The organism is Paracoccus aminophilus JCM 7686 (assembly GCF_000444995.1).
Taxonomy (GTDB): Bacteria; Pseudomonadota; Alphaproteobacteria; order Rhodobacterales; family Rhodobacteraceae; genus Paracoccus; species Paracoccus aminophilus.
Genome location: NC_022041.1, coordinates 3381847 through 3405621, shown reverse-complemented (window position 1 = coordinate 3405621; position 23775 = coordinate 3381847). Strand labels below are relative to the sequence as shown.

The 23775-nt window shown below is 66.1% G+C and carries 17 protein-coding genes; 9 read left to right on the top strand and 8 right to left on the bottom strand.

What is annotated here, in order from left to right; translation table 11 throughout:
* Positions 1 to 8: 8 nt before the first annotated feature.
* From JCM7686_RS16600 to JCM7686_RS16575, 6 genes are all read right to left on the bottom strand, one after another.
* Positions 9 to 626 (bottom strand): invasion associated locus B family protein, encoded by a 618-nt coding sequence (locus JCM7686_RS16600; RefSeq protein WP_041527427.1) that lies wholly within the window; start codon positions 624 to 626, stop codon positions 9 to 11.
* Positions 626 to 4228, bottom strand: coding sequence for a YadA-like family protein (locus tag JCM7686_RS16595; RefSeq protein ID WP_158442374.1), 3603 nt, complete (start codon positions 4226 to 4228; stop codon positions 626 to 628). Before JCM7686_RS16595 ends, JCM7686_RS16600 begins: the two co-directional genes overlap by 1 nt.
* Positions 4229 to 4769: 541 nt before the next feature.
* Entirely contained in the window at positions 4770 to 5816 is a 1047-nt protein-coding gene (selD, locus tag JCM7686_RS16590; protein WP_020951951.1) for a selenide, water dikinase SelD, read from the bottom strand.
* Entirely contained in the window at positions 5813 to 8923 is a 3111-nt protein-coding gene (locus JCM7686_RS16585; protein WP_020951950.1) for an efflux RND transporter permease subunit, read from the bottom strand. Before JCM7686_RS16585 ends, selD begins: the two co-directional genes overlap by 4 nt.
* Positions 8924 to 8929: 6 nt before the next feature.
* On the bottom strand, positions 8930 to 10348 hold the full coding sequence (locus JCM7686_RS16580; protein ID WP_020951949.1) for an efflux RND transporter periplasmic adaptor subunit: 1419 nt from the start codon (positions 10346 to 10348) through the stop codon (positions 8930 to 8932).
* 166 nt (positions 10349 to 10514) lie between these two features.
* On the bottom strand, positions 10515 to 10694 hold the full coding sequence (locus JCM7686_RS16575; RefSeq protein ID WP_041527425.1) for a DUF1674 domain-containing protein: 180 nt from the start codon (positions 10692 to 10694) through the stop codon (positions 10515 to 10517).
* 141 nt (positions 10695 to 10835) lie between these two features.
* On the opposite strand from JCM7686_RS16575, the gene JCM7686_RS16570 reads away from it, so the two are divergent.
* The 7 genes from JCM7686_RS16570 (at position 10836) to JCM7686_RS16540 (ending at position 19816) form a co-directional block, all read left to right on the top strand.
* Positions 10836 to 12122 carry an RsmB/NOP family class I SAM-dependent RNA methyltransferase gene (locus JCM7686_RS16570; protein ID WP_051201679.1) on the top strand — a complete coding sequence of 429 codons (1287 nt, stop codon included), beginning with the start codon at positions 10836 to 10838 and terminating at the stop codon, positions 12120 to 12122.
* Positions 12123 to 12151: 29 nt separating this feature from the next.
* Positions 12152 to 13828, top strand: coding sequence for a heparinase II/III family protein (locus tag JCM7686_RS16565; protein ID WP_020951947.1), 1677 nt, complete (start codon positions 12152 to 12154; stop codon positions 13826 to 13828).
* Between the two features lie 27 nt (positions 13829 to 13855).
* Positions 13856 to 15445: a bifunctional phosphoribosylaminoimidazolecarboxamide formyltransferase/IMP cyclohydrolase gene (purH, locus tag JCM7686_RS16560; RefSeq protein ID WP_020951946.1), complete on the top strand. Its 1590-nt coding sequence runs from the start codon at positions 13856 to 13858 to the stop codon at positions 15443 to 15445.
* 12 nt (positions 15446 to 15457) lie between these two features.
* Positions 15458 to 16285: a signal peptidase II gene (gene lspA, locus JCM7686_RS16555; RefSeq protein ID WP_020951945.1), complete on the top strand. Its 828-nt coding sequence runs from the start codon at positions 15458 to 15460 to the stop codon at positions 16283 to 16285.
* Positions 16286 to 16328: 43 nt separating this feature from the next.
* On the top strand, positions 16329 to 16898 hold the full coding sequence (locus tag JCM7686_RS16550; protein WP_084621192.1) for a DUF3035 domain-containing protein: 570 nt from the start codon (positions 16329 to 16331) through the stop codon (positions 16896 to 16898).
* A gap of 153 nt (positions 16899 to 17051) precedes the next feature.
* Positions 17052 to 18452, top strand: coding sequence for a M16 family metallopeptidase (locus JCM7686_RS16545; RefSeq protein WP_041528041.1), 1401 nt, complete (start codon positions 17052 to 17054; stop codon positions 18450 to 18452).
* Positions 18449 to 19816, top strand: coding sequence for a M16 family metallopeptidase (locus JCM7686_RS16540; RefSeq protein WP_020951942.1), 1368 nt, complete (start codon positions 18449 to 18451; stop codon positions 19814 to 19816). The genes JCM7686_RS16545 and JCM7686_RS16540 overlap by 4 nt, the downstream gene beginning before the upstream one ends.
* A gap of 93 nt (positions 19817 to 19909) precedes the next feature.
* Here the strand turns inward: JCM7686_RS16540 and JCM7686_RS24830 are convergent, their stop codons facing one another.
* Positions 19910 to 20086, bottom strand: coding sequence for a hypothetical protein (locus JCM7686_RS24830; RefSeq protein ID WP_020951941.1), 177 nt, complete (start codon positions 20084 to 20086; stop codon positions 19910 to 19912).
* Positions 20087 to 20214: 128 nt separating this feature from the next.
* On the opposite strand from JCM7686_RS24830, the gene mutL reads away from it, so the two are divergent.
* Together mutL and JCM7686_RS16530 are read left to right on the top strand one after the other, a co-directional pair.
* Positions 20215 to 22098: a DNA mismatch repair endonuclease MutL gene (gene mutL, locus JCM7686_RS16535; protein WP_020951940.1), complete on the top strand. Its 1884-nt coding sequence runs from the start codon at positions 20215 to 20217 to the stop codon at positions 22096 to 22098.
* A 51-nt stretch (positions 22099 to 22149) separates the two neighbouring features.
* Positions 22150 to 22491, top strand: a complete 342-nt coding sequence (locus tag JCM7686_RS16530; RefSeq protein ID WP_020951939.1) for a DUF3775 domain-containing protein — start codon at positions 22150 to 22152, stop codon at positions 22489 to 22491.
* A 42-nt stretch (positions 22492 to 22533) separates the two neighbouring features.
* On the opposite strand, the gene JCM7686_RS16525 is transcribed toward JCM7686_RS16530, so the two are convergent.
* Complete coding sequence (locus tag JCM7686_RS16525) at positions 22534 to 23721, bottom strand: PQQ-dependent sugar dehydrogenase (protein ID WP_020951938.1); 1188 nt, start codon at positions 23719 to 23721, stop codon at positions 22534 to 22536.
* Positions 23722 to 23775: the final 54 nt, after the last annotated feature.

Sequence of the window (23775 nt, the reverse complement as noted above, 5' to 3'; positions counted from 1 at the left end):
CGCTCGCGCTAGATCGCATCCAGCGCGGCATTGAGCCCGTCGAGCGGCACCGCGAACCGGATATCGGAGGCGCCTGCCGCGCCGGTCAGGCGATAGCCGATGCCCACCGTGCCGCCGCGCGTGATCGCTTCGCGCAGGCGCGGGCCGACGCTTTGATAGGCGATGCAGACGCCCGCCGCGCAATCACGCACCGGCACGGAAACCAGCCCCTTGCCATCGCCCAATTCCAACTCGACCCGGCCTTGCGGGCCGACGGCGGGCGGCAAGCGGAAGATCATCAAGGGCTGGCCCTCGGCGGTCGAGGCGAGCGACCAGCTGAAACTGTCCTGACCCTCGGCATCGACAAGGCTTTGCGTGATATTGCAAATCCGCTGTTTGGCCGCGAGGTTTTCATCGCAGATCAGCGTCCAGTTCGGGAAGGGCATGATGATGCGGCGGTATTGGCCCAAGGGGACGCCCTCGGGCAAAGCTACATCCGAGGGCTTGATGCTGAAGCTTGGGGCCGTTGCCGGAGCCGGGGCCGCCGCAGGAGCAGGGGCCGCCTGCTGGGCGCTCCCCTCACCGACCCAAAGGGCGCCGGTGAGGGCGAAAGCCGCGACAAGGCAGGCGATCAGGCGCTTGGGCATCAGTTCAGCGTGAAGCTGACGCCCAGACCGACGCCCCAATCGCCGCCGGCATTGGCCGCCGACAGGTTGGCGCGCACCGATTGGTCGAGCGACGTATAGCCCAGACCCATCGCCATGGCGTTCTCGCCTTTCCAATTGCCGCCCCCCATCGCGACGCTCAGTTTGCCCGGGCGGTCGTCATAGCGCAGCGACGAGGCCGCAAGCCCGATCGCCGCCGCCTGACCGGCCTGACGGCGCACATCACCGATGTCACGGGTCAGCGAGGCGAATTTCTCGTCGGTATAGGCATTGGCCGAGCGCAGCGTCTCTGCCGCGCGGGTGTCGGTATATTCGCGCGAACGCCGCACCGCCGCCTCGAAGCGCGTATCGGTATAGCTGCGCGCCGTCGACAGCGTGGTCGCGGCACTTTCGTGCAGCTGGGCCACGTTCACCGCATCGGTATTGGCGACCCCCGCCGCGACATTCGAGATCAGCACCGGCGCAGACGGATCGCCGCCTTGCAGCGTGATCGAATTGCCCCGGCCGCCCGCCGCCGTGCTGTCATATTGCACCGCATTGCGATTGAGCGTGCCGATGCTGCTGTCCAGCCGCGAGATCGCTTCATTGGTGGCGTTAAGCTGGCTGCCATTCACCGCATCGGTCGAGGTCGCATTGACCCGGCCCGCGGCGACATTGGTGATGGTGCGTTCGGCGCCCTCCGCGCCCACCGAGACCGTCGAGGTCGCATTGCCCGCGACCTGATAGGTCGTGCCGTTGACCTCCATGGTCGAGGTCTGGACCGCCGTTTGCGTCACCGAACCAGAACCGAGCGCGACATCGCCGGTGTTGCTCGCCACCGCATTCGCGCCAAGCGCCACGGCATTGCTGCCCTCGGCCTGCGCATTGGTCCCGGCAGCGATGCTGTTCGTTCCGGATGCCACCGAAGAGGCCCCGATCGCCGTGCTGTCGGTGCCGCTGGCAGCGGCTCCGGTGCCGGTCGAGTTCGACTGGAAGTAACGCGTGCCGCCTTGGGCCACATTGGTGATCTGATTGTTGAGCGTCGTCAGATTGTTATCGACCGCATTCAGGGCCGAGCCGACATCGTGATGGGTGCCGCCCTGCACCGAATAGCTCGGCGCCACGCCATTCGTGACATCCGCGCCGCCACCCAGATAGCTGCTGACCGTGGCCGCATTGCTGGCGACGGTCTGGTTCGTCTCGTAAAGCTGGCTACCGTTGACGGCATCGGTCGAGGTGGCGGAAAGGTCTCCGGCAGCGACATAAGTGATACGCTGCGCGACACCGCCACGGCTCGCGTCAAAGGCTCCGAGCGCGCTGCTCCACAAGAGCGCATTGGCGTTGAGATTGCCAAGATCGGTGCTCAGGCCCGCGACGGTCTGGTTGGTGGCATAAAGCTGGCTGCCGTTGACCGCATCGGTTGAGGTGCCGGTCAGCGCGCCATCGGCGACATTGGTGATGTTCTGCGCGCTGCCAGTTCCATGGCTCGCGTCATAGGCGCCAAGCGTCGCGTCCCATTGCAGCGCATTGGTGCTCAGGCCCGCAACGGTCTGGTTGGTCGCATAAAGCTGGCTGCCATTGACGGCATCGGTCGAGGCGGCAGATAGATCTCCGGCGGCGACATAGGTGATGCGGTGGGCGGTGCCCAAGCCACGCCCGGCGTCGAAGGCCGAGATCGAGGCATTCCACAAAAGCGCGTTCGCGTTGAGGTTGCCCAGATCATTGCTCAACCCGGAAACCAGCTCATTGGTCGCGAAAAGCTGGCGACCGTTGACCGCATCGCTCGACGTGGCCGAGAGCGCGGCATCGGCGACATTGGTGATGCGCTGCGGCGCGCCCGAGCCGTGGCTCGCGTCATAAGCACCAAGCGCGGTGCTCCATTGCAGGGCATTGGTGTTGAGGTTGGTGACATTGGTGTTCAGCCCGGCGACGGTCTGATTGGTCGCGAAAAGCTGGCGGCCGTTGACCGCATCGGTAGAGCTGCCCGTCAGCGCGGCATCGGCGACATTGGTGATCTGCTGCGGCGCGCCCGAGCCATGGCTCGCGTCATAAGCACCAAGCGCGGTGCTCCATTGCAGGGCATTGGTGTTGAGGTTGGTGACGCTGGTGTTCAGCCCATTCACCGCCTGATTGGTGGCGAAAAGCTGGCTGCCATTCACGGCATCGGTCGAGGTCCCGCTCAGCCGCCCTGCCGCGACATTGGTCACCGTGCGCTGAAGCGTATCCGAGCCGACCGAGATCGTGCCGCCCGGTGTGCCCCCGGCGAAGGTATAGCTCGTGCCCGCAATCGTCGCGCTGGCCGTGCCGACCGCCGCCGCTGTCTGCGAGCTTGCGCCAAGTGCCACGCTGTTGGCGGTGCCGGCCTGGGCATTCGCGCCAAAGGCAAAGCTGTTATCCGCCGACGCCGTGCTGTTTGCCCCGAAGGCGAGGCTGTTTGCGCCCCGCGCCGCGCTGCTGGTGCCGAAGGCCATGGCGTTTTGCGCCGTCGCTACAGCGCTCTGACCAAAGGCCAGCGACGACAACCCAGAGGCCGTCGCGCCATTGCCTGCGGCCAAGGCATTGGCCTCGCCCGAGATCGCGCCGTTGCCGATGGCGACGCCATAGCTCGTGCTCACGCTTGCCCCGTTGCCGATGGCCACGCCGTAATAGCCACGCTGCCCGACGACGGCGCCATTGCCGACGGCCACGCCAAAGGTTCCGGCCGCCGTCGCACTTTGGCCCACCGCGACGGCATTGCCCTCGGCGCTGGAATCCGACCCAATGGTGACACTGTTGTTATAGGTGATCCGCGCATTGCTGCCGATCGCGATGCTGTTCGACCACACCGCCTGCGCCGCACTGCCGATCGACACCGAATTGTCGTTCTGGCTGACCGCGCCATTGCCCAAGGCGATGCCGAAACGGCCTCCGGCGCTGGCGTTGTTCCCCAGCGCGATGGTGTTGTAATAGGTCGTCACCGCGCCCGAGCCGATGGCGATGGAATTGCTGTAAACGGCGGCCGCACCCGAGCCGATGGCCGTGGTGCTCTGATCGCCAGCAAGCGCGTTCTGGCCAATGGCGGTCGCCCAGGGCGCGCTTGCGGTCGCCCGATATCCAAGGGCCACCGAGAAGTTCGAGTTTGCGCCCGAAATGGTTGCTCCATTGCCCAAGGCAACCGAGCTTTCGCTCTGGTTCGAGACCGAGGCGCCATTGCCGATGGCCATCGAGTTGAAAGAGAAGCTGCCGATCGTGGCACCATTGCCGATGGCCGCCGCTCCGCCCGAGCTTGCGCCAATCGTGGCGCCATTGCCCAAAGCCACGGCGCCGTTCGAGTTATACCCGGCCCGGCTGTCACCACCGTTGACCCCCGCGTTCTGACCAAAGGCCAGCGCGCCTTGGCTGTAGGTGATATGCGCGCCGCTGCCAAAGGCCAGAGATCCGCTCGAATGGGTGTCAATCGTCGCATTGGCGCCGACCACAACCGAAGCCGCCGAACCCGTCACCGCGCCCTCGCCGCAAGCAACCGAATCGCCGGTCCCGGCGGGCGTGCCGACCGTGGCCGAGGGATTGTTCGGATCGACGCAAACCGCATCCGCCGCCCGGGCCGCATCTGTGGTCGCAAGCATGGTAAGCGCCGCGACAAGCGGCAGCGCAGATACGCTAAGGCCAAGCCAACGCCGCGAGGTTGTGCCCGAAATAGGGGCAGAGCTTTGGGCAGAGGCCTGCGCGCCGCCGAGCGGAAAACGCGTCAAAGGCGAGGTCTGTGAAATTCCGTGAAGGCCTGAATCGAGGAGTTCGTTGGTCGAAAACAATAACTTGTGTGACATTGCGACAAGACCGACTGGTTAGGGTTATCACACATATTAACAGTTTCTTAATCAACCTTAATATGTCCTTTTAGCATGTTTTGTCCGGTGTCATATTCCTGTGCGGAAGGCCGGGTATCGGCACAAAATACCAATGCCGCTCTGCCCGTTGGGAGCAGAGCGTGACGCGCAAAGGTTGCGCCGCAATCGGTGGATTTCAGGGATACGGGGCCATGACGCAGGCGGCGGCGCGCGGGGCGGCCGATCTGTTATGGCGATAAATCAGCAGCTTAGTTTCAAAATTTCCGGGCGCTGCCCGCGCGCAAAGCGGAGGATGCCGGGCAGGGGCCCGGCATCGATCTTAGACGACGGTGATGCCCGGTGTGCCCGCACCGACCTCGCCAATGATCGCGGCGAGCGGATAACCTGCCGCGCGAATCAGCGCGAGCACGCGATCGGCGGCCTCAGGCGCGACCGCGACCAGAAGCCCGCCCGAGGTCTGGGGATCGGTCAGCAGGTTGCGCTGCCAAAGCGGCAGGCCTTCGGGCAAGGCGACCTCCTCGCCGTAAGCCATCCAGTTCCGCGTCGAGGCTCCGGTCAGCAGCCCGCTTTCCGCCAGCGCGCTGGCCTGCGTGAGCAAAGGCAGATCGGCGAGGTTCAGCGTGACCCGCAGCCCGGCACCACGCGCGAGCTCGAGCCCGTGGCCGAGAATGCCGAAGCCGGTGACATCGGTGATCGCATGGACCTCGGGCAGTTTCGCGAGATCGGGGCCGACCTTGTTCAGAAGCGTGGTCGTCGCGACCATCTCGGCCAGCCCGGCCTCGCTCAACAGGCCCTTCTTGATCGCCGCCGAATAGATGCCGACGCCGATGCCCTTGGTCAGGATCAGCCGGTCGCCGGGGCGCGCTTCGGCATTGCGGCGCAGTTCCGAGGGATGGCAAAGGCCGATCACGGCGAGGCCATAGATCGGCTCGGGCGCGTCGATGGAATGGCCGCCCGCGACTGGGATGCCCGCCTCGGCGCAGATCTCGCGTCCGCCGGCAAGGATCTCGCGGATATCGGCGGGGTCCATCTTGTCGATCGGCATCCCCAGAATCGCCAAAGCCATGATCGGACGCCCGCCCATCGCATAGACATCCGAAATCGCATTGGTCGCGGCGATGCGGCCGAAATCGCGCGGATCATCGACCATCGGCATGAAGAAATCGGTGGTCGCGATCACGCAGGTGTTGTCATCGACCTGCCAGACGGCGGCGTCATCTGCGGTTTCGGTTCCGACCAGAAGCTGCGGAAAGGCCTGCGCAATCGGCTGATCGGCCAGAAGCTCGCGCAGCACCGAGGGCGCCAGCTTGCAACCGCAGCCGCCGCCATGCGCCAGCGAGGTCAAACGGGGAGAGGCGTCGGTCATGCGGTTTGTTCCTTTTTCTGGCGCCGCGTCGTCAGGCGGCGGACGACGACATAAAAGCCCGGAACCATGAAAATGCCAAGGAAGGTCGCCGAAATCATCCCGCCCATCACGCCGATCCCGATCGAGTTCTGCGCCGCCGCCCCCGCGCCTGTGGCAATCGCCAGAGGCAGAACGCCAAGGATGAAGGCCAGCGAGGTCATCAGGATCGGGCGCAGGCGCAGCTTTGCCGCCTCGATCGCGGCCTCGACCGTGGCGCGGCCCTTGCCCTCAAGCTCTCGGGCGAATTCGACGATCAGGATCGCGTTTTTCGCGGCAAGGCCGATGGTCGTGAGAATGCCGACCTTGAAATAGACATCATTGGTTTGGCCAAGCGCGAGCGCGGCGACCACGGCCCCCAGAACCCCCACCGGCACGGCCAGCATGACCGAGAAGGGGATCGACCAGCTTTCATAAAGCGCGGCCAGCGACAGGAAGACCACGAGCACCGAGAGCGCGTAAAGATAGGGCGCCTGATTGCCGGATTGGCGCTCTTGATAGGCAAGCCCGGTCCATGCCGAGCCATAGCCGCCCGGGATCTGCTGGACGAGCTCTTCCATCGCGACCATCGCGGTGCCTGAGCTCGCGCTGTCGCTTTCCTGTCCGGTGACCTCGATCGCGTTGATGCCGTCGATGCGGGCGAGGCTGGGCGCGACCGGCTCCCATCTGGTGGACATGAACGCCGTGAAGGGCACCATTTCGCCCGTGCTATTGCGGGCATACCACTTGTCCACATCCTCGGGCTGCATCCGGTTCGGCGCGCTGCCCTGCACAATAACCGGGCGCAGCTGTGCGCCGAGGGCGAAGTCATTGACCTCGGTCCCGGCGAAGATGGTCGAGAGCATCGAGTTCACCCCGGTGACTTTCACCCCGAAGCTTTCCGCCTTCTGCTGGTCGATGTCGATGCGCAAAGCGGCCTCGGCATCGGTACTGCGGCCCTCAACGTTTTGCAGACGGCTGTCGGCGGCGGCGAGATCTTTCAGCGCATCCGAGGCCTGCCCCAGCGCATCCGTGCCCGCGCTTGGCAGGTCGAGCAGATACATGCTGAAGCCGGAAGAGTTGCCGAGACCCGGAATCGCCGGAGGCTGCATGAAGGTGATCCGCCCGGCGCGGTTGTTCCCGAATTTCGCATTGGCGCGCGCGGCAAGGGCCTTGGCCGATTGCGCCTCGGTGCTGCGCTCGCCGAAATCGCGCAGTTTCACGAACATCATCGCGCGAGCCTGCGAGGTGCCCGCAAAGCCGAACCCCAGCGCGGTGAAGACCGAATCGACCGTCTCTTTCTCGTCCTTGAGGAGATAGGTCTCGATCTGATCGACCACCGCCGCAGTTTGCGCCGAGGTCGTGCCCTCCGAGAGATTGACCTGCACCTGAAGCACGCCCTGATCCTCGGTCGGGATGAAGGTCGAGGTCATGCGGCCAAAGAGATCGGCGACGCCAAAGGTCATCGCGGCCAGCACGACCATGACCAGAAAGGGGCGGCGCAAGGTGCGGCGGACGGTGCTGCCATAACCGTTGGTCAGCCGCTCGAAACCCGCGTTAAACCAGCGCGCGGGCGCAAAACGGGTCGGGCCGTGGTTCGGCTTGAGCATGGTCGCGCACATGGCCGGCGTCAGGATCAGCGCCACCGCGAGCGACAGCACCATGGCCGAGATGATCGTCACCGAGAATTGGCGATAGATCACCCCGGTCGAGCCCGGCATGAAGGCCATCGGCAAGAACACCGCCGAGAGAACGACGACGATGCCGATCAGCGCGCCGGTGATCTGGGTCATGCTTTTCTCGGTCGCCTCGACCGGGCCGATATTGTCCTCGGCCATGACGCGCTCGACGTTTTCGACGACGACGATGGCGTCATCGACCAGCAGGCCGATGGCCAGCACCATGGCAAACATCGTCAGCGTGTTGATCGAATAGCCCAGCACCGCCAGCACGCCGAAGGTGCCCAGCAACACGACCGGCACCGCGATGATTGGGATCAGCGTTGCGCGGAAGTTTTGCAGGAAGATCAGGATGACCAGAAACACGAGGACGATTGCCTCGATCAGCGTGTGATAGACCTTCTCGATCGACAGTTCGACAAAGGGCGCGGTGTCATAGGCGGTGCGGACCTCGACACCATCGGGCAGCGCCGCCTTGAGGTTTTGCAGCGCCGTGCGCACGCCTGCGGCGGTCTCGACCGCATTGGCGCCATTGGCAAGGTTCACGCCAAAGCCCGAGGCGTTCATCTGGTTGAAGCGCGAATCCGAGCCGTAACGCTCTTGCCCGATCTCGATATCGGCCACGTCTCCCAGCGTTACAGTCGCGCCGTCGGCCCCGGATTTCAGCAAGATATTGCGGAAATCATCGACCGAGGTCAGCTGGCTTTGCGCGGTGATCGTCGCGGTGAACTGCTGGCCCGTGACCACCGGCTGAGTGCCGAGCGAGCCGACCGAGACCGTCATGTTCTGTGCCTTGACGGCGGCGGTGATATCATCTGGCGTGAGCTGGAATTGCGCCAGCCGCAGCGGATCCAGCCAGATCCGCATCGCATAGCCCGAGCCGAAAATATTGACGCCGCCGACGCCCTCGACCCGTTTGATCGGGCCTTCGACGACCTCTTCCAGCAGGTTGCCAAGCTCGATGCGGTTATAGCGGTTGGTGGTATCGACCAGCGCGCCGACCATCAGGATCGACGAGGTCGAGCGGGTGACACTGACCCCCGAGGTCTGCACCGGCGTCGGCAGGCGGCTTTCGACCGAGCGGACCTTGGATTGCACCTCGTTCAACGCATCGACCGGATCGACGCTGTCGTCAAAGGTTAGCGTGATGGTTGCGCGCCCGGTCGAGGAGGACGAGACCGTATAAAGCAACCCATCAAGCCCGGTCAGCGCATCCTCGATCGGGGTGGTGACCGAGTTCTGGACCGCGACCGCTGTCGCGCCCGAATAATTGGCGGTGATGCGCACGGTGGTCGGCGCGATATCGGGATATTGCGAGACCGGCAAAGTGAAGATCGAAAAGGCTCCCGCCAGCATGGTGACGATGGCCAGAACCCAGGCAAAGACCGGGCGGTGAATGAAGAATTGTGCCATGCCGGATCAATCCGCCTTGCGCGCTTGCGCGACCGGCGCGGGCGCGGTGTCGGTGGCGCTCGCAGCGGCGGGGGCGTCAGCGGTCGTGGTTCCTGCCGTGGGCTCGGCTGCGGTTGTGGCGGCAGGTGTGCCGCTTTGCTGCGCGGCCCCCCTTGTGCCGCGCGCGCCAGACCCGTCGGAGCCTTGCCCTGACGGAGCGCCCGCCTGTCCCGCGGGTGCATCGGTGGCCGCGCCTGTGGTTGGTGCGCTGTCTCGCACGACGCCGTTTTGGTCGATGGTGACGGGCAAAGGCTTCACCTCGGCCCCGACGCGCAGATTTTCGAGCCCGTCGAGAATGACCTGCTCGCCCTCGGAAATGCCCTGCGTCACGATCCATGAATTGCGATAGCTGCCCGCCTCGGTCAGCGTCACTTGCTGCGCCTTGCCGTCGCGGGCGACAAAGGCGGTCAGCGTCCCGTCCGAAGCCCGCCGCGTCGCGCGTTGCGGGATCAGCACCGCCCGGGTCTGGCCCATGGTCAGTTCAACGCGCAGGAACTGGCCGGGCAGGATCAGCCCTTGCGCATTGTCGAATTGCAGCCGGATCGGCACGGTGCCGGTGGTGGGCGAAACCGTGATGCCCGGGCTCACCAGTTGGCCCTTGCCGGAATAGGCTTCTCCGGTTTCCAGCCGCAGCGACATGTCGAACCCGTCCGCGGGCGAGAGGCTGCCCGCCTCGACCCTTTCGCGCGCCTTGAGAATGCGCGCGCTCGACTGGGTGACATCGACATAGATCGGATCAATCTGGGTGATCGTGGTCAGCACCGCCGCCTGGTTCGCGGTCAGAATGTCCCCGACCGAGACCTGCGGCACATCCGGCATCCCGTCGATCGGGCTGGTGATCTCGGTCCGCTTGAGCGCGAGCGCGGCGGTGTCGCGAGCGGCCTCGGCGGATTTGAGTTGGGCCTGCGCCTGTTTCAGCGAGACCTCGGCATTGGTCAGATCGACCGAGCTGACGCTGGAGCGTTCCAGCTTGCGATAGCGCTCGACCGTGGCCTGCGCCGAAGACAGGCTGGCCTCGGCCCCCGACACCTGCGCTTCTGCGGCAGACAGCGCGGCGGCCAGCGTTTCGGGGTCAATGCGGAACAGCACATCGCCGATCTTCACCGGCTGGCCGGGGTGATAGACCACCTCGCGCAGCTCTCCGCCGACCTGCGGGCGGATGCCGGTTTCCTGAAAGGCGACGGCGCGGCCCGGCAGGGTCACGACATAGGGGACATCTTCCTGCGTCACCGTGATGGTGCCGACATCGCGCGGCCCCTGCGGACCACCCTTGCCGCCGCCTCCGCCCCGTCCGCCCGGAAAGCCCTGTCCGAGGGATTGGCTGGCGATCAGGATCGCGATCGTCGCGGCGGCCAGAGGCCACCGGATCATCTTGCGGCAGGGCATGCGGTTTCGTTCCTCGTCAGGCGGGTGCGTGTTCCGGCGTCACTCTTCTACCGGGATACCCAATGGCAAGTAAACGAGACCAAAAACCCCGGTCACGGTTTTGCGAGAATCGTGACGCGCTTATGACGGGCGGGCCATGGCGCCAAAGAGGCTTGCGGGGTTCGGATCAGAAATCGACCGCGATTCCCTTGCGCTCGTAATCGCCGTAGCGCACGGGCTCGGGGCCATCACGTCCGCCAAGCTCGGTCGGCAGATTCAACGGTTTGGCATTTTTGCGGCGCTCTTCGGCTTCAGCGAGGGCGCGCTGGGCGGCTGCGGGAATGTCTTTGGGCGTCGGGTCGGTCATGGCGGTTTCTTCCGCTTGGGGCTAGAGAGGTTCAATCTAGGCATGGGGTCGGTTTTGGACAAGCACGGCAAAGGATCGGGCGCGCAAGGCGCGGGCAAACGGCGCAGCGATCAGGGCAAGCCCGCGCGCAGTGGCGCAGGGATGGGCGCTGTCACCGGCGCTGGCGGGGACAAACCACGCCCCGACCGCTCACGTGCGGGCGCTTTGCGGCTGCTCGACGCGGTGGCCACCGGCCAGACGCTGGACGAGGCCGCGGGCGTGATCGAGCGTCTGGCCCCGGCCGAAAAGGCCCGAGCCCGCCGACTTGCGCTGGAAACCCTGCGCCGGGTCGGACGGCTTGAGCCGGTGCTGGACAAGCATCTCGCCCGCCGTCCGCGCCCTGAAATCCTGATGCTGCTGCGTCTGGCCACGGTCGAACTGTTGGCCTTGGGCGAGGCGCCCCACGGCGTCGTCAATGCCGCTGTCGCTCTGGCGCGTGGCATGGGCCAGAAGGGGCAGGCAGCGGCAGGCATGGTCAATGCGGTGCTGCGCAAGGTTGCCGATGAAGGCGCGCTTTGGGCGAGCCTCACGCCGCAAGAGATGCCCGATTGGCTGCGCGAGCCCGTGGTCGCCGCTTGGGGCGAAGAGGTCGCGCAGGCGATCGAGGCCGCCCATGAGGCGGGCGCATCGCTTGATCTGACCGCGAAGCCGGGGCGTGAAGCGCCGGGCGAGGCGCTGCCGACCGGCTCGCACCGCTTGCCGGTTGGGACGCAGGTCTCGGCGCTGGCGGGCTATGAGGCGGGCGATTGGTGGGTGCAGGATGCGGCGGCCGCGCTGGCGGCGGTCATCCTCGATCCACGTCCGGGCGAGCGAATCGCCGATCTTTGTGCCGCGCCGGGCGGCAAGACCATGCAGCTTGCAGCCGCAGGCGCCGAGGTCACCGCCATCGACATTTCCGAGCATCGCTTAGCGCGTGTCGCGGAAAATCTGGCGCGCTGCGGGCTGTCGGCGACGCTTGTCGCCAGTGACGCGCTGGAATGGCAGGCCGAGGCGCCTCTGGATGCGGTGCTGCTCGATGCGCCCTGTTCGGCGACCGGCACGATTCGCCGCCATCCCGATCTGCCGCTCATCCGCGACGATACCGAGATCCCCGAGATCGTCGCGCTTCAGGCCGAGCTGATCGACCATGCGCTCGAACAGCTCAAACCCGGCGGGCGGCTGGTCTATGCGACCTGCTCGCTTCTGCCAGCCGAGGGCGAAGAGCAGATCCGCGCCGCTTTGGCGCGCCATCCCGGCCTGACGGTCGAGCCGCCGACCGTGCCCGGCATTGCGCCCGAATGGATCACGCCCGAGGGCGGGCTGCGGCTGCGCCCGGATCTGTGGCCCGAGCGTGGCGGAATGGACGGGTTTTACATCGCGCGCTTGCGCCTTGCTGCCGACGCAACCTAATCTCAACGCATCCAATTTTCCGGGCGGCCATGAACGATTTGCCTCCGACCCCATCTCCGGCCCGAGGCTTCGTGCACCGGCCTGAACCCAAGGCGATCGGCAATGTCGATCGTGGCAGCCAGATTCTGGGCGGAGAGCTTCAGCTCGCCGGGCATGTGCTCAAGGGCGATCCCTTTGCCACGCCCGGGCTTCCGGTCAATGTCGCAAGCGAATTGCACGGCTTTGGCTGGCTCGATGATCTGGCGGCTCTGGCCAGCCATCCGGCGCGGGCGGTGGTCCAGCGCCGCGTGCTCGACTGGATCGCCGATCACCCCGAGGCCGCGCCGGGCGCGGTCGAATGGGCGCCCGAGGTTGCGGGCAAGCGCGTGCTGCGCTGGATCTTCCATTCCGGCATGGTCCTGCCCGGCCTTGATCGCAACGGCTCGGAGCCGTTTTTCGAATCGCTTGAAAAGCATGTGAACTTTCTGGCCGAGCATTGGCACACCAGCCCCGACGGCAAACCCCGGCTGGAAACTTTGGCTGGTCTGGCCGTCGCCACCATCTATCTGCGCGGCGCCGAACATCTGGTCATGCCCGCGCTGATCGCGCTTGGCGAAGAGGCCGAGGCGATGGGGGCCGAGACGCTGATGCAGCCGCGCTCGCCCGAATCCCTGCTCGATGCCTGCACGCTGCTGGTCTGGACGGTCGAGGCCGCGAGTGAGGCCGGGATCGAGGCCCCGCCGCAGCTTCTCGCAAGCGTCGGCGAGATGGCGCCAAGCCTGCGCGCGCTACGCCATGCCGATGGCGCGTTGCCGCAGTTTCACGGCGGCGGACGCGGCGTGCCGGGGCGGCTTGACCATTGCCTGCGCGCGGCGCCCGGCCCCGCGGTCTCGGCGCGCGGTCAGGCGATGGGCTTTGCGCGGATGGTGCGCGGGCGCACGACGGTGATCCTTGACGCGGCGGCGCCGCCGACCGGGGTGGCTGCGGCGACGGGGCACGCCTCGACGCTGGCCTTCGAGATGACGGTCGCGCGCCAGCCGCTCATCGTGTCCTGCGGCCCGGGCATGGGCTTTGGCCCGATCTGGGCGCGGGCGAGCCGGGCGACGCCCTGCCATTCGACGCTTTGTCTGGCCGGGCTGTCCTCGTCGCGGCTGGGTCCGGCGGCGGGCGATCCCGGCGCGGCGCCCGATGTGCTGACCCAGCGCCCGGAGAATGTCTGGGCCGGGGATTATGACGGGCAGGGCCGCCTGATCGGGCCGGATTTCGGCCTGCCTCATTCCGGCACCGTCGCCCATATGCTGGCGGGCCATGACGGCTGGATGGCCAGTCACGGGCTCAGCCATCTGCGCGAGCTTTGGCTCGATCCCGACGGCTTCGTGCTGGACGGCGAGGATTCGATCGCGGCGCTCGACGAGGTCGCGCAGGCCCGGCTGGCCGAGATCGTCAGCGATGCGGGTCGTGCGGGCATCGGTTTTGACCTGCGCTTCCACCTGCACGCCGAGGTCACGCCCGAGGTCGAGGGCGATTTCGTTCATCTGCGGCTGGCCCATGGCGATGACTGGTATTTCTCGCATGACGGCACGGCGGAACTGCGCATCGAGCCCTCCTGTTGGCTGGATCCCGCGCAAGCCGGGCCGGTTCCGACGCGGCAGATCGTCCTTACCGCGGTCTTGACCGGGCAGGCGATGCAGATTGGCTGGACCTTGGCGCGGGCAGAGGGTAGGTGAGGCCAACACAAATTGGGGGCCCTGCCGATGAGTGACCGCGTTCCGATGCGCCGCGCGTTGATTTCCGTTTCCGACAAGACCGGTCTGGTCGAGTTCGCCCGTGACCTTTCCGCGCGGGGGATCGAAATCCTCTCGACCGGCGGCACGGCGAAAAGCCTGCGCGAGGCGGGCCTGACCGTGATCGACGTGGCCGATGTCACCGGCTTCCCCGAGATGATGGATGGCCGCGTCAAGACGCTGCATCCGGTGGTTCACGGCGGCCTTCTGGCCCTGCGCGACAATGACGAGCATATGGCCGCGGCCGCGACCCATGAGATCGGGATGATCGACCTTCTGGTCGTGAACCTCTACCCGTTCGAGGAAACCGTGGCGAAAGGTGCCGATTACGACACCTGTATCGAGAATATCGATATCGGCGGCCCGGCGATGATCCGCGCGGCCTCGAAAAACCACGCATTCGTCAGCGTCATCACCGATGTTCAGGACTATGCCGCTCTGCTGGCAGAGCTGAACGCGAACGACGGCGACACCACCTATAGCTTCCGCCAGAAGCTCGCCCAGACTGCCTATGCGCGCACGGCGGCCTATGATGCGGCTGTGTCCACCTGGATGGCAAAGGCGATTGGCGAGGAAACCCCGCGCCGCCGCGCTTTTGCTGGCACCTTGGCCCAGACCCTGCGCTATGGCGAGAACCCGCATCAGGCGGCGGCTTTCTACACCGACGGCTCGAACCGGGCCGGTGTGGCGACGGCCAAGCAATGGCAGGGCAAGGAACTTTCCTACAACAACATCAACGACACCGATGCCGCCTTTGAGCTGGTCGCCGAATTCGACCCGGCCAAGGGCCCGGCGGTCGCGATCATCAAGCACGCGAATCCCTGCGGTGTGGCGACTGGCGCCAGCGCGGGCGAGGCCTATCGCCGCGCCTTCGACTGCGACCGGACCTCGGCCTTTGGCGGGATCATCGCGCTGAACACGACGCTCGACGCTGAAACCGCCCGCGCGATCACCGAGATCTTCACCGAAGTCGTCATCGCCCCCGATGCGACCGATGAAGCGCGCGAGATCTTTGCGGCGAAGAAAAACCTGCGTCTGCTGACCACCGGCGGCCTGCCTGATCCGGCGGCGGCGGGCGACACCTTCCGTCAGGTCGCGGGTGGCTTTCTGGTGCAGGGCCGGGACAATGGCGTGATCCGGCCTGCCGACCTCAAGGTCGTGACCAAGCGTCAGCCGACCGAGGCCGAGCTGAAGGATCTGCTCTTCGCCTGGACCGTCGCCAAACACGTCAAGTCGAATGCGATCGTCTATGCCAAGGATCTGGCAACGGTCGGGATCGGCGCGGGCCAGATGAGCCGCATCGATTCGACCCGGATCGGGCAGCGCAAGGCGCAGGACATGGCTGAGGCGCTGGGTCTGGCCCAGCCGCTGACGCAAGGCGCGGTCGTGGCCTCGGATGCCTTCTTCCCCTTCGCGGATGGCGTGATCGCTCTGGCCGATGCCGGCGCGCTTGCGGTGATCCAGCCGGGCGGCTCGATGCGTGACGATGAAGTCATCGCTGCCGCCGATGAGCGCGGTCTTGCCATGGTCTTTACCGGCCAGCGCCATTTCCGCCACTGAGAACCGGCCGGCATGAGCGACGAAGAGCAAGAGCCCAAGCCGAAAAAGCCCCGCGTGGCCAAAGCTGCCGAGTCTGGCGACCCGGCGGCCCCGAAGCCCCGCGCGCGCAAAGCCGCGACGCCGAAGACCGAGCGCATAGCCTCGGGCTCTGGTCGCAGCTCTGTGCAGGCGGTGACCGAAGATCCCGCGCCCCGGGCTGAAACCCGGCGCGTGCTTTCGGTGGCGATCGGTGTTTTGCTGATCGACCAGCTGCTCAAATATTACGTCATCCATATCCTCAAGCTCGACCGCGTGCGCGAAGTCGATGTGTTCTATCCTTGGCTCAATCTGCGCATGGCGTGGAATCAGGGGGTGAACTTCGGGCTCTTCGCCAGCGATGTCGAAGTGATGCGCTGGGTGCTGGTCGCAGTGGCTGTCGCGGTCTGCGTCTGGGTCTGGATCTGGCTGCGAAACACCGTCCATTCGGCCTTTGCGCAGATCTCTGCCGGGCTTTTGATCGGCGGCGCGCTTGGCAATGTCATCGACCGGATGACCTATGGCGCGGTGGCCGATTTCCTGAACATGTCGCTGCCGAGCTGGCAAAACCCCTATAGTTTCAACGTCGCCGATATCGCGATCTTTGCGGGCGCGGTGGGGCTTTTCCTGCAACCGCCGCTGCGGCGCGAGCGCAGCGAGACGGCGGGCGAGGCCGAGACCAAACCCGCGGCAAAGACCAGTGCCAAAGCGGCGGCGAAGTCCGCAGGAAACAGCGCGACAGCGGCAGGCGCAAAGCCTGTCGGCAAGAGCACGTCGTCGCGCAGCAAAGCCGACGATAAGACCCGTGACGGGGCGGGCAAATAACGCTAGAAGGGCTCAAACGGGCGAAAGGGACGTGACGATGCGGCTGCGGGCAACTCTGCTGACGATGACCATGCTGACGCTGGCGGCGTGTAGCACCGATCCGCATCTGATGAGCATCAAATCGGATCAGCGCGGACCCGATGAATTTGCGATCGTGCCGACCAAGCCGCTGACGATCCCGACCGATCTGAACGCGCTGCCTGCGCCGACGCCGGGCGGCTCGAACATCACCGACCCGACCCCGGCGGCCGATGCGGTCGCGGCGCTTGGCGGCAATCCGGCCCAGCTTTCGGCGCAGGGCGTCGGCGCGGCCGATGGCGCGCTTCTCGCCTATACCGGCCGACTTGGCCGCGAGGGCAATATCCGGCAAGTGACCGCGCAGGAAGATCTCGCCTGGCGCAGCCGCCACTCGCGCCGCCTGCTCGAAGTCATCGCCCATACCAATGTCTATTACCGCGCCTATGAGCCGATGACGCTCGACAGCTGGACCGAGATCGAGCGTTGGCGCACCACCGGCGTGCAGACCCCTTCGGCACCGCCGCGCGGCTATAGCGCGACCGGGGCCGTGACCGCACCGAAGAAAGCACAGGCCCCCGATCACATGCGCAAGTGATCGGCGCAGCCCGCTGAGGATCGAAAAAGGGGGCGCTTGCGCCTCCTTTTGCGTCTTTTGTCACGGGTTCACGCTTTGATGACAGCGCGTGGCCTTGCCCTGCCCGGGGCGGCGGGGCAGGTTTGGCGAGACTATCCGAACCGGAGCATCTTCATGCGTCTTGCCGCCCTCGCCCTTCTGGTCTCTGCCGCCCCGGCCTTTGCAGAGATGCCGAAGGGGATCAGTCATTTCACCTTGCCGAACGGGCTGGAGGCCGTGGTCATCGAAGACCACCGCGCCCCGGTCGTCGTGCAAATGGTGTGGTATAAGATCGGCTCTGCCGATGAAACCGCAGGCAAATCCGGGATTGCGCATTACCTCGAGCATCTGATGTTCAAGGGCACGGAAAAGCTCGCGCCCGGCGAGCTGTCGAAAACCGTGACCGCCAATGGCGGCATGGACAATGCCTTCACCAGCTATGATTTCACCACCTATTTCCAGCGCATCGCCAGTGACCGCCTGCCGCTGATCATGGAGATGGAATCCGACCGCATGGAAAATCTGCGCATCGGCCCCGATGATTGGCAGGCCGAGCGTCAGGTCGTGCTGGCCGAACGCGCGCAGCGCACCGACAGCGATCCCTCGGCGCTCTTTGGCGAAGAGCGCAATGCGGTTCAGTATTACAACAGCCCCTATGGCCGCCCGGTGATCGGCTGGCGCCAAGAGATGGAGGGGCTGACCCGCGACGACGCGCTGGATTGGTACAGCCGCCATTACGCCCCGAATGCCGCTGTTCTGGTGGTGGCGGGCGATGTCTCGGCTGAAAAGGTCCGCCAATTGGCCGAGAAATATTACGGCCCGATCCCGGCCAAACCCGATGCGCCGCGCAAAGCGCGCCCGCAAGAGCCCGAACAGGCCTCACCCCGCCGGATGGAGCGCGTCGACGCTCGCGTGCCGCAGCCGAGCATGGTGCGCACGATTCTGGCCGCGCAGCGCAAGCCCGGCGATCAGAAAGAGGCCGCCGCTTTGACGCTTCTGGCCGAATTGCTGGGCGGTTCTGCCCAGACCTCGGTGCTGGCGCAAAAGGTCGTCCTGCCCGGCAAGGCGCTTTATGCGGGCGTCTCCTATGACGGGATGTCGGTCGATCCGACCACCTTCGCGATCACGCTGATGCCGGGGCCGGGGGTCAGCAATGCGGACGCCGAAGCGGCACTCGATCAGGCTTTGGCCGATTTCCTCAAGGACGGCCCCGATCCCGCCCAGCTTGAACGCGTCAAAACCGAGATCCGCGCGGCGCAGGTCTACAAACAGGATTCCGCCCATGGCCGCGCCTATGATTACGGGCAGGGTCTGGCGGTCGGTCTGTCGGTCGAGGATGTGAACGACTGGCCGACGATTCTCGCGGCGGTGACGGTCGATGACATCCGCGCCGCGGCGGAGAAGGTGCTGACCAGTAAGGCCTCGGTGACGGGCTGGCTTTTGCCCGCAGGCCCGGCTGACGCGACCGCTGCGGCTGACGCGCCTGCGGCTCCGGCCAATGCGCCGCTCAACTCGACTCAGGAGGTGGCCCAATGATCCGCCGCAGCTTCGCATCTCTCTGCTTCCTTCTGCTCGCGAGCCTGCCCGCTGGCGCGATCGAGATCCAGCAGGTCACGTCTCCGGGCGGCGTCAAGGCCTGGCTGGTCGAGGATCACTCGATCCCCTTCACCGCCTTCACCTTGATGTTCAAAGGCGGCGCGAGCCTTGATGCGCCCGAAAAGCGTGGGGCGATCAATCTGATGACCGCGACGCTCGAAGAGGGCGCGGGCGAGATGAACTCGACCCAATTCGCCCAGAAGATCGAAGAGCTCGGCGCGGATGTGAATTTCGACGTGGGCGATGACGCCCTGATCGTGACCGCCCGCGCTCTGACCGACAACCGCGATGAGGTCGCGGATGTGCTGAAAACCGCCTTGACCACGCCGCGCTTTGACCAAGAGGCGATTGACCGCGTGCGCTCGCAGGTCGAGCTGGCGATCCGTTCGGAAAACACCGATCCCTCCTCGATTGCGGCGAAGGAAATGGCGCGGCAGGCTTGGGGCGACCACCCCTATGGCAGCTCGATCAACGGCACGCTGGAGACGGTCGGCAAGCTGACGCGTGACGATCTGCTGGATGCCAAGAACCGCGTGCTGGCCCGCGACCGCGTGCTGGTTTCTGCCGCGGGCGACATCACCGGGGCCGAGCTGGGCGCGCTGCTCGACAAGGTTCTGGGCGATCTGCCCGCGACCGGCACCGCACCCTTGCCCCAGCCCGCGAAACTGGGGCTGACCGGCGGCACCACGGTCATCGATTGGGACAGCCCCCAGACCATCGTCAGCTTTGCGCAGGCCGGTCTGCCGATGAGCGATCCGGATTATTTCTCGGCCTATGTTGCGAATTTCATTCTGGGCGGCGGCGGGTTTTCCTCGCGGCTGATGGATGAGATCCGCGAAAAGCGCGGCCTGACCTATGGCGTCAGCACGACGCTCGACAACGGGCTTTACGGCGATCTGTGGCGCGGTGGCATGGCCTCGGCCAATGACAAGGTCGCCGAGGCGGTCGAGCTGACCAAGACCGAATGGGACCGCATGGCGCAGGGCGTGACCGAGAAAGAGCTCGACAATGCCAAGACTTATCTGACCGGGGAATACCCGTTGCGCTTTGACGGTAACTCCAAGATCTCGGGGATTCTCGCCGGAATGCAGCTGGTCGGCCTGCCCGCCGATTACGTCAACACCCGCAACGCCAAGATCGAAGCGGTGACGGCAGATGACGTGAAACGGGTCGCGGCGCGGATGCTGCATTCGCCCGATCTGCGCTTCGTGCTGGTCGGCCGTCCGGTCGGTGTTGCGGGGGCCTCGGCCACGACCGCCAGCGACGCCGCCCCGGCCAAAGAGCCGGAAGCGGCAACGAACTGACCGGCAACCCAGCCAAGGGCCGGTTCCGGGGGAAAGCCCCCGGAGCCGCCGAGATCTGAGACGCGATTGATGATTGGTGATTGGGGGCTGCGGTTACTTGACGCGAACCGCGCCGGTGCCGCCCAAAGCAGCCCCTGCAACCGCGCCGACTGGGCCCGCCACGACGGCTCCGGTGGCCGCGCCGGTGGTGGCCCGGGTGGCCGTATTCGGCCCGCAAGCGGCGAGGGTCAGGGTGACGCCGCAAAGCAGGAAGACGACTGTCTTTTTCATTGCTGTTCTCCGCTAATTTGAACGACTTGTCTGAAAGAAGCGCGAATCCTGCCCGATCAGTTCCGTCTGAATGTGCCGCCGGGTGGAAATTCCTTCCGCCTGTCTCTGGCTCTGCTATATTTCGCGGTATGAAAAGCGAGACCCCCCAAATACGTCCTGTCATCCGTCAGCTCGACGAATCCGCTGCCAACCGGATCGCCGCCGGAGAGGTGGTCGAGCGACCCGCTTCGGCGGTGAAAGAGCTGGTCGAGAACGCGCTCGACGCGGGCGCGAGCCGGATTGGCGTGGCGATTTCCAAGGGCGGCAAAGCCTTGATCCGCGTCAGCGACGACGGCTGGGGCATGACCGGCGCCGACCTGCCGCTGGCGTTGTCGCGTCACGCGACCTCGAAGATCGACGGCTCGGATTTGCTCGACATCCGCAGTTTCGGCTTTCGCGGCGAGGCGCTGCCCAGCCTTGGCGCGGTCGGCCGGCTGACGATCACCAGCCGCGCCGAGGGCCATGACGCGGCGCAGATCACCGTCGCGGGCGGGCGCGGCGGCGAGGTTCGCCCGGCGGCGGGCAATCGCGGCACTGTGGTCGAGCTGCGCGATCTCTTTTTCGCGACGCCGGCGCGGCTCAAATTCATGCGCTCGGACCGGGCCGAGACGCAGGCCGTCATCGAGACCATCCGCCGCCTCGCCATGGCCGAGCCCTATGTCGCCTTCACCCTGACCGATGAGGACGAGGGCCGGGTGCTCTTTCGCGCCGATGCCGAACAGGGCGAGCTCTTTGGCGCGCTGCAAACCCGGCTCGAGCGGGTGATGGGGCGCGATTTCATCGACAATGCTTTGCCGATCGACGCGACCCGCGACGCGCTGACCCTGACCGGATTTGCGGCCTTGCCGACCTATTCGCGCGGCACGGCGGTGGCGCAGCATCTCTTCGTGAATGGCCGCCCGGTCCGCGACAAGCTGCTGACCGGAGCCCTGCGCGCGGGCTATATGGATGTGCTCGCGGGCGGCCGGCATCCGGCGGCGGTGCTCTTTCTGACCTGCGACCCCCATTCGGTCGATGTGAACGTCCATCCCGCCAAGGCCGAGGTTCGCTTCCGCGAGCCCGATGCCGCGCGCGGGCTGGTGGTCTCGGCCCTGCGCCATGCCTTGGCCGGGGCGGGGCATCGCGCCTCCTCGACCGGAGGGGCTGCGGTGCTGAACGTCGCCCGGCCCGAGCCCTTTGCCGATCAGCCGCTGCTGCGCCCGGCCTATCAGTCCGATTACCGCCCCGCGCCGTCATGGTCCGCGCCGCGTCCCTCGGCCGAGGCGGTCAGCACGGCCTTTGCCTTTCAGGCCCCGCCCGAGATGCCGGGCTTTGCCGAAGCGCCGGGATTTGCTGACGCGGCGGGCTTTGCCACCGCCTCGGCCCGTGTCGAGCCCGAGACCGCCGTGCCCGATGACGCGCCCTTGGGGGCGGCACGGGCGCAGTTGCACGAAAACTGGATCGTCTCGCAGACCCGCGACGGTTTCATCATCGTCGACCAACATGCGGCGCATGAGCGGCTGGTCTATGAGCGGCTGAAGGCGCAGGCCGAAAGCCGGGGCATTGCCGCGCAAGCACTGCTGATCCCCGAAATCGTCGAGCTTTCCGAAGGCGATGCCGCGCGGATTTTGGCGATTGCCGACGAGCTCGCCGGGCTTGGGCTGGTCATCGAGCCCTTCGGCGGCGGCGCGATTGCCGTGCGCGAGGTGCCCGCGCTGCTGCGCAAGCTCGACGCCAAGGGGCTGATCCGCGACATTCTGGACGATCTCGCCGATCAGGGCGCCTCGGATCGGCTGAAGGCGCGGGTCGATGCAGTGCTCTCGTCGATGGCTTGCCACGGCTCGGTCCGCTCGGGGCGGCGGATGAGCGCGGAGGAGATGAATGCGCTTCTGCGCGAGATGGAGCGGACGCCGCGCTCGGGTCAGTGCAACCATGGGCGCCCGACCTGGGTCGAGCTGAAGCTTTCCGATATCGAGCGGCTGTTTGGGCGCTGACGGCGCTTGACGGATGGTCCCATTGGCTCAACATGGCAGCAGGAGGGTCCGATGCTTCACGTCACCGCCGATAAGATCGCCTTCGTCATCTTGCTGGCCCGCGAGGCTGACAGCGCCCATGGCAATGCCGCCCGCGCCGAGCTGCGCGAGTTTCTCGACGGGCTCAATGCCGATGAGCTTGCGGGGCTGGTCGCGATCATGTGGGTCGGTCGTGAGACCTTCCTGCCGGACGAGCTTTCCGAGGCTTTCGAGACCGCGCAGGCCGAACGCGGCGAACGGCCGGGCGATTATCTGACCGCCGAGCCGCAGTTGGCTGATTTCCTCGAGGTCGGGCTGGCGGCGCTTGGCCTCTCCCCCGAAGACGAGGCCGACCGGATCCAGCATCCGGTCTGACCGCGCAGGGATCTTGGCCCCCACTGCCGGATCAGGCAGCGCTCAGTTGCGCGTGACCCGGATCAGCGCGCCCTTGTCGGCATCGGTCAGCAGATAGATTGCCCCATCGGGCGCGACCGCGACATCGCGCACCCGACCGATGCCCTCAAGCAGACGCTGCTCGCCCACGACGCGGCCCTGCGACATCTTGAGCCGCACCACCGCCTCGCCGCGCAAGCCGCCGATCAGGATGTCGCCTTTCATCTCGGGAAACATCGCGCCCTCATAAAAGACCATGCCCGAGGGCGCGATCACCGGATCCCAGTAATAGACCGGCTGCTCCAGTCCCGGCGCGGCGGTCTGGCCCTTGCCGATCGGCTTGCCGCTGTAATCCTCGCCATAGGTGATGAGCGGCCACCCGTAGTTTTTGCCTGCCTCGGGTCGGTTCAGCTCATCGCCGCCTCTGGGCCCGTGCTCGACCGTCCAGAGCGCGCCGGTCGCGGGATCGAGCGCCGCGCCTTGCAGGTTGCGATGGCCATAGGACCAGATCTCGGGACGCGCCTCGACGCCCGAAAAGCGCGGATTGCCGGGGGCAGGGGCGCCGGTCTCGGGGTCGATGCGGATGACCTTGCCGAGATCGGTGGTCAGATCCTGCGCAAGTTTGCGCGGCTCGGGCAGCGAGCGCTCGCCGGTGGTGACAAAAAGCATCCCCTGCCGGTCAAAGACCAGCCGCGAGCCGTAATGCAGCGTCGAGGCCCAGGCGGGTTGCTGGTGAAAGATCACCCGCACATTCTCAACCGCGGTGCCATCTGCCGAGAGCGTGCCGGTCGCGACGGCGGTGTTGGTGGTGCCGTCGGGATGGGGCTCGGCATAGCTCCACCAGAGCTGGCGGGTCTTGGCGAAATCCGGGCGGACCGCGACATCGAGAAGCCCGCCCTGATTGCGGGCATCGACCGGCGGCAGGCCGGTCAGCGGCGCGCTGACGTGATTGTCGGGCCCGATCAGGCGCATCCGGCCGGGACGCTCGGTCACGAGAATCGCGCCATCAGGCAGAAAGGCCATGCCCCAGGGATGTTCGAGCCCTTGAACCAGCGGCTGCACCTTCAGCGAAAGGGCCGGGGCCAGCACCGGCGCGCGGGTCTGATCCGGGAAAGCAGGCTTCTGGTCCGGCGCATTCGGGGGCGCGTCGTTGAAATCTGCGAATGCGGGGGTGGCGAGCAGGGCCAGCAGAATAGCGGCGAGGCGTTTCATCCTTCCGTCCTCCTTTGCATGGGTCAGACCATCATGCAGCCAAGACGCCGCAGG

What these genes read in the sequence shown, in the direction of transcription:
- purH (WP_020951946.1), top strand. Translation starts at nt 13,856, where the DNA reads ATGAGTGACCGCGTTCCGATGCGCCGCGCGTTGATTTCCGTTTCCGAC.
- mutL (WP_020951940.1), top strand. Translation starts at nt 20,215, where the DNA reads ATGAAAAGCGAGACCCCCCAAATACGTCCTGTCATCCGTCAGCTCGAC.
- JCM7686_RS16565 (WP_020951947.1), top strand. Translation starts at nt 12,152, where the DNA reads ATGAACGATTTGCCTCCGACCCCATCTCCGGCCCGAGGCTTCGTGCAC.
- JCM7686_RS16530 (WP_020951939.1), top strand. Translation starts at nt 22,150, where the DNA reads ATGCTTCACGTCACCGCCGATAAGATCGCCTTCGTCATCTTGCTGGCC.
- JCM7686_RS16525 (WP_020951938.1), bottom strand. Translation starts at nt 23,721, where the DNA reads ATGAAACGCCTCGCCGCTATTCTGCTGGCCCTGCTCGCCACCCCCGCA.
- JCM7686_RS16540 (WP_020951942.1), top strand. Translation starts at nt 18,449, where the DNA reads ATGATCCGCCGCAGCTTCGCATCTCTCTGCTTCCTTCTGCTCGCGAGC.
- JCM7686_RS16570 (WP_051201679.1), top strand. Translation starts at nt 10,836, where the DNA reads ATGGGCGCTGTCACCGGCGCTGGCGGGGACAAACCACGCCCCGACCGC.
- JCM7686_RS16585 (WP_020951950.1), bottom strand. Translation starts at nt 8,923, where the DNA reads ATGGCACAATTCTTCATTCACCGCCCGGTCTTTGCCTGGGTTCTGGCC.
- JCM7686_RS16575 (WP_041527425.1), bottom strand. Translation starts at nt 10,694, where the DNA reads ATGACCGACCCGACGCCCAAAGACATTCCCGCAGCCGCCCAGCGCGCC.
- JCM7686_RS16595 (WP_158442374.1), bottom strand. Translation starts at nt 4,228, where the DNA reads ATGCTTGCGACCACAGATGCGGCCCGGGCGGCGGATGCGGTTTGCGTC.
- JCM7686_RS16545 (WP_041528041.1), top strand. Translation starts at nt 17,052, where the DNA reads ATGCGTCTTGCCGCCCTCGCCCTTCTGGTCTCTGCCGCCCCGGCCTTT.
- lspA (WP_020951945.1), top strand. Translation starts at nt 15,458, where the DNA reads ATGAGCGACGAAGAGCAAGAGCCCAAGCCGAAAAAGCCCCGCGTGGCC.
- JCM7686_RS16600 (WP_041527427.1), bottom strand. Translation starts at nt 626, where the DNA reads ATGCCCAAGCGCCTGATCGCCTGCCTTGTCGCGGCTTTCGCCCTCACC.
- JCM7686_RS16580 (WP_020951949.1), bottom strand. Translation starts at nt 10,348, where the DNA reads ATGCCCTGCCGCAAGATGATCCGGTGGCCTCTGGCCGCCGCGACGATC.
- JCM7686_RS24830 (WP_020951941.1), bottom strand. Translation starts at nt 20,086, where the DNA reads ATGAAAAAGACAGTCGTCTTCCTGCTTTGCGGCGTCACCCTGACCCTC.
- selD (WP_020951951.1), bottom strand. Translation starts at nt 5,816, where the DNA reads ATGACCGACGCCTCTCCCCGTTTGACCTCGCTGGCGCATGGCGGCGGC.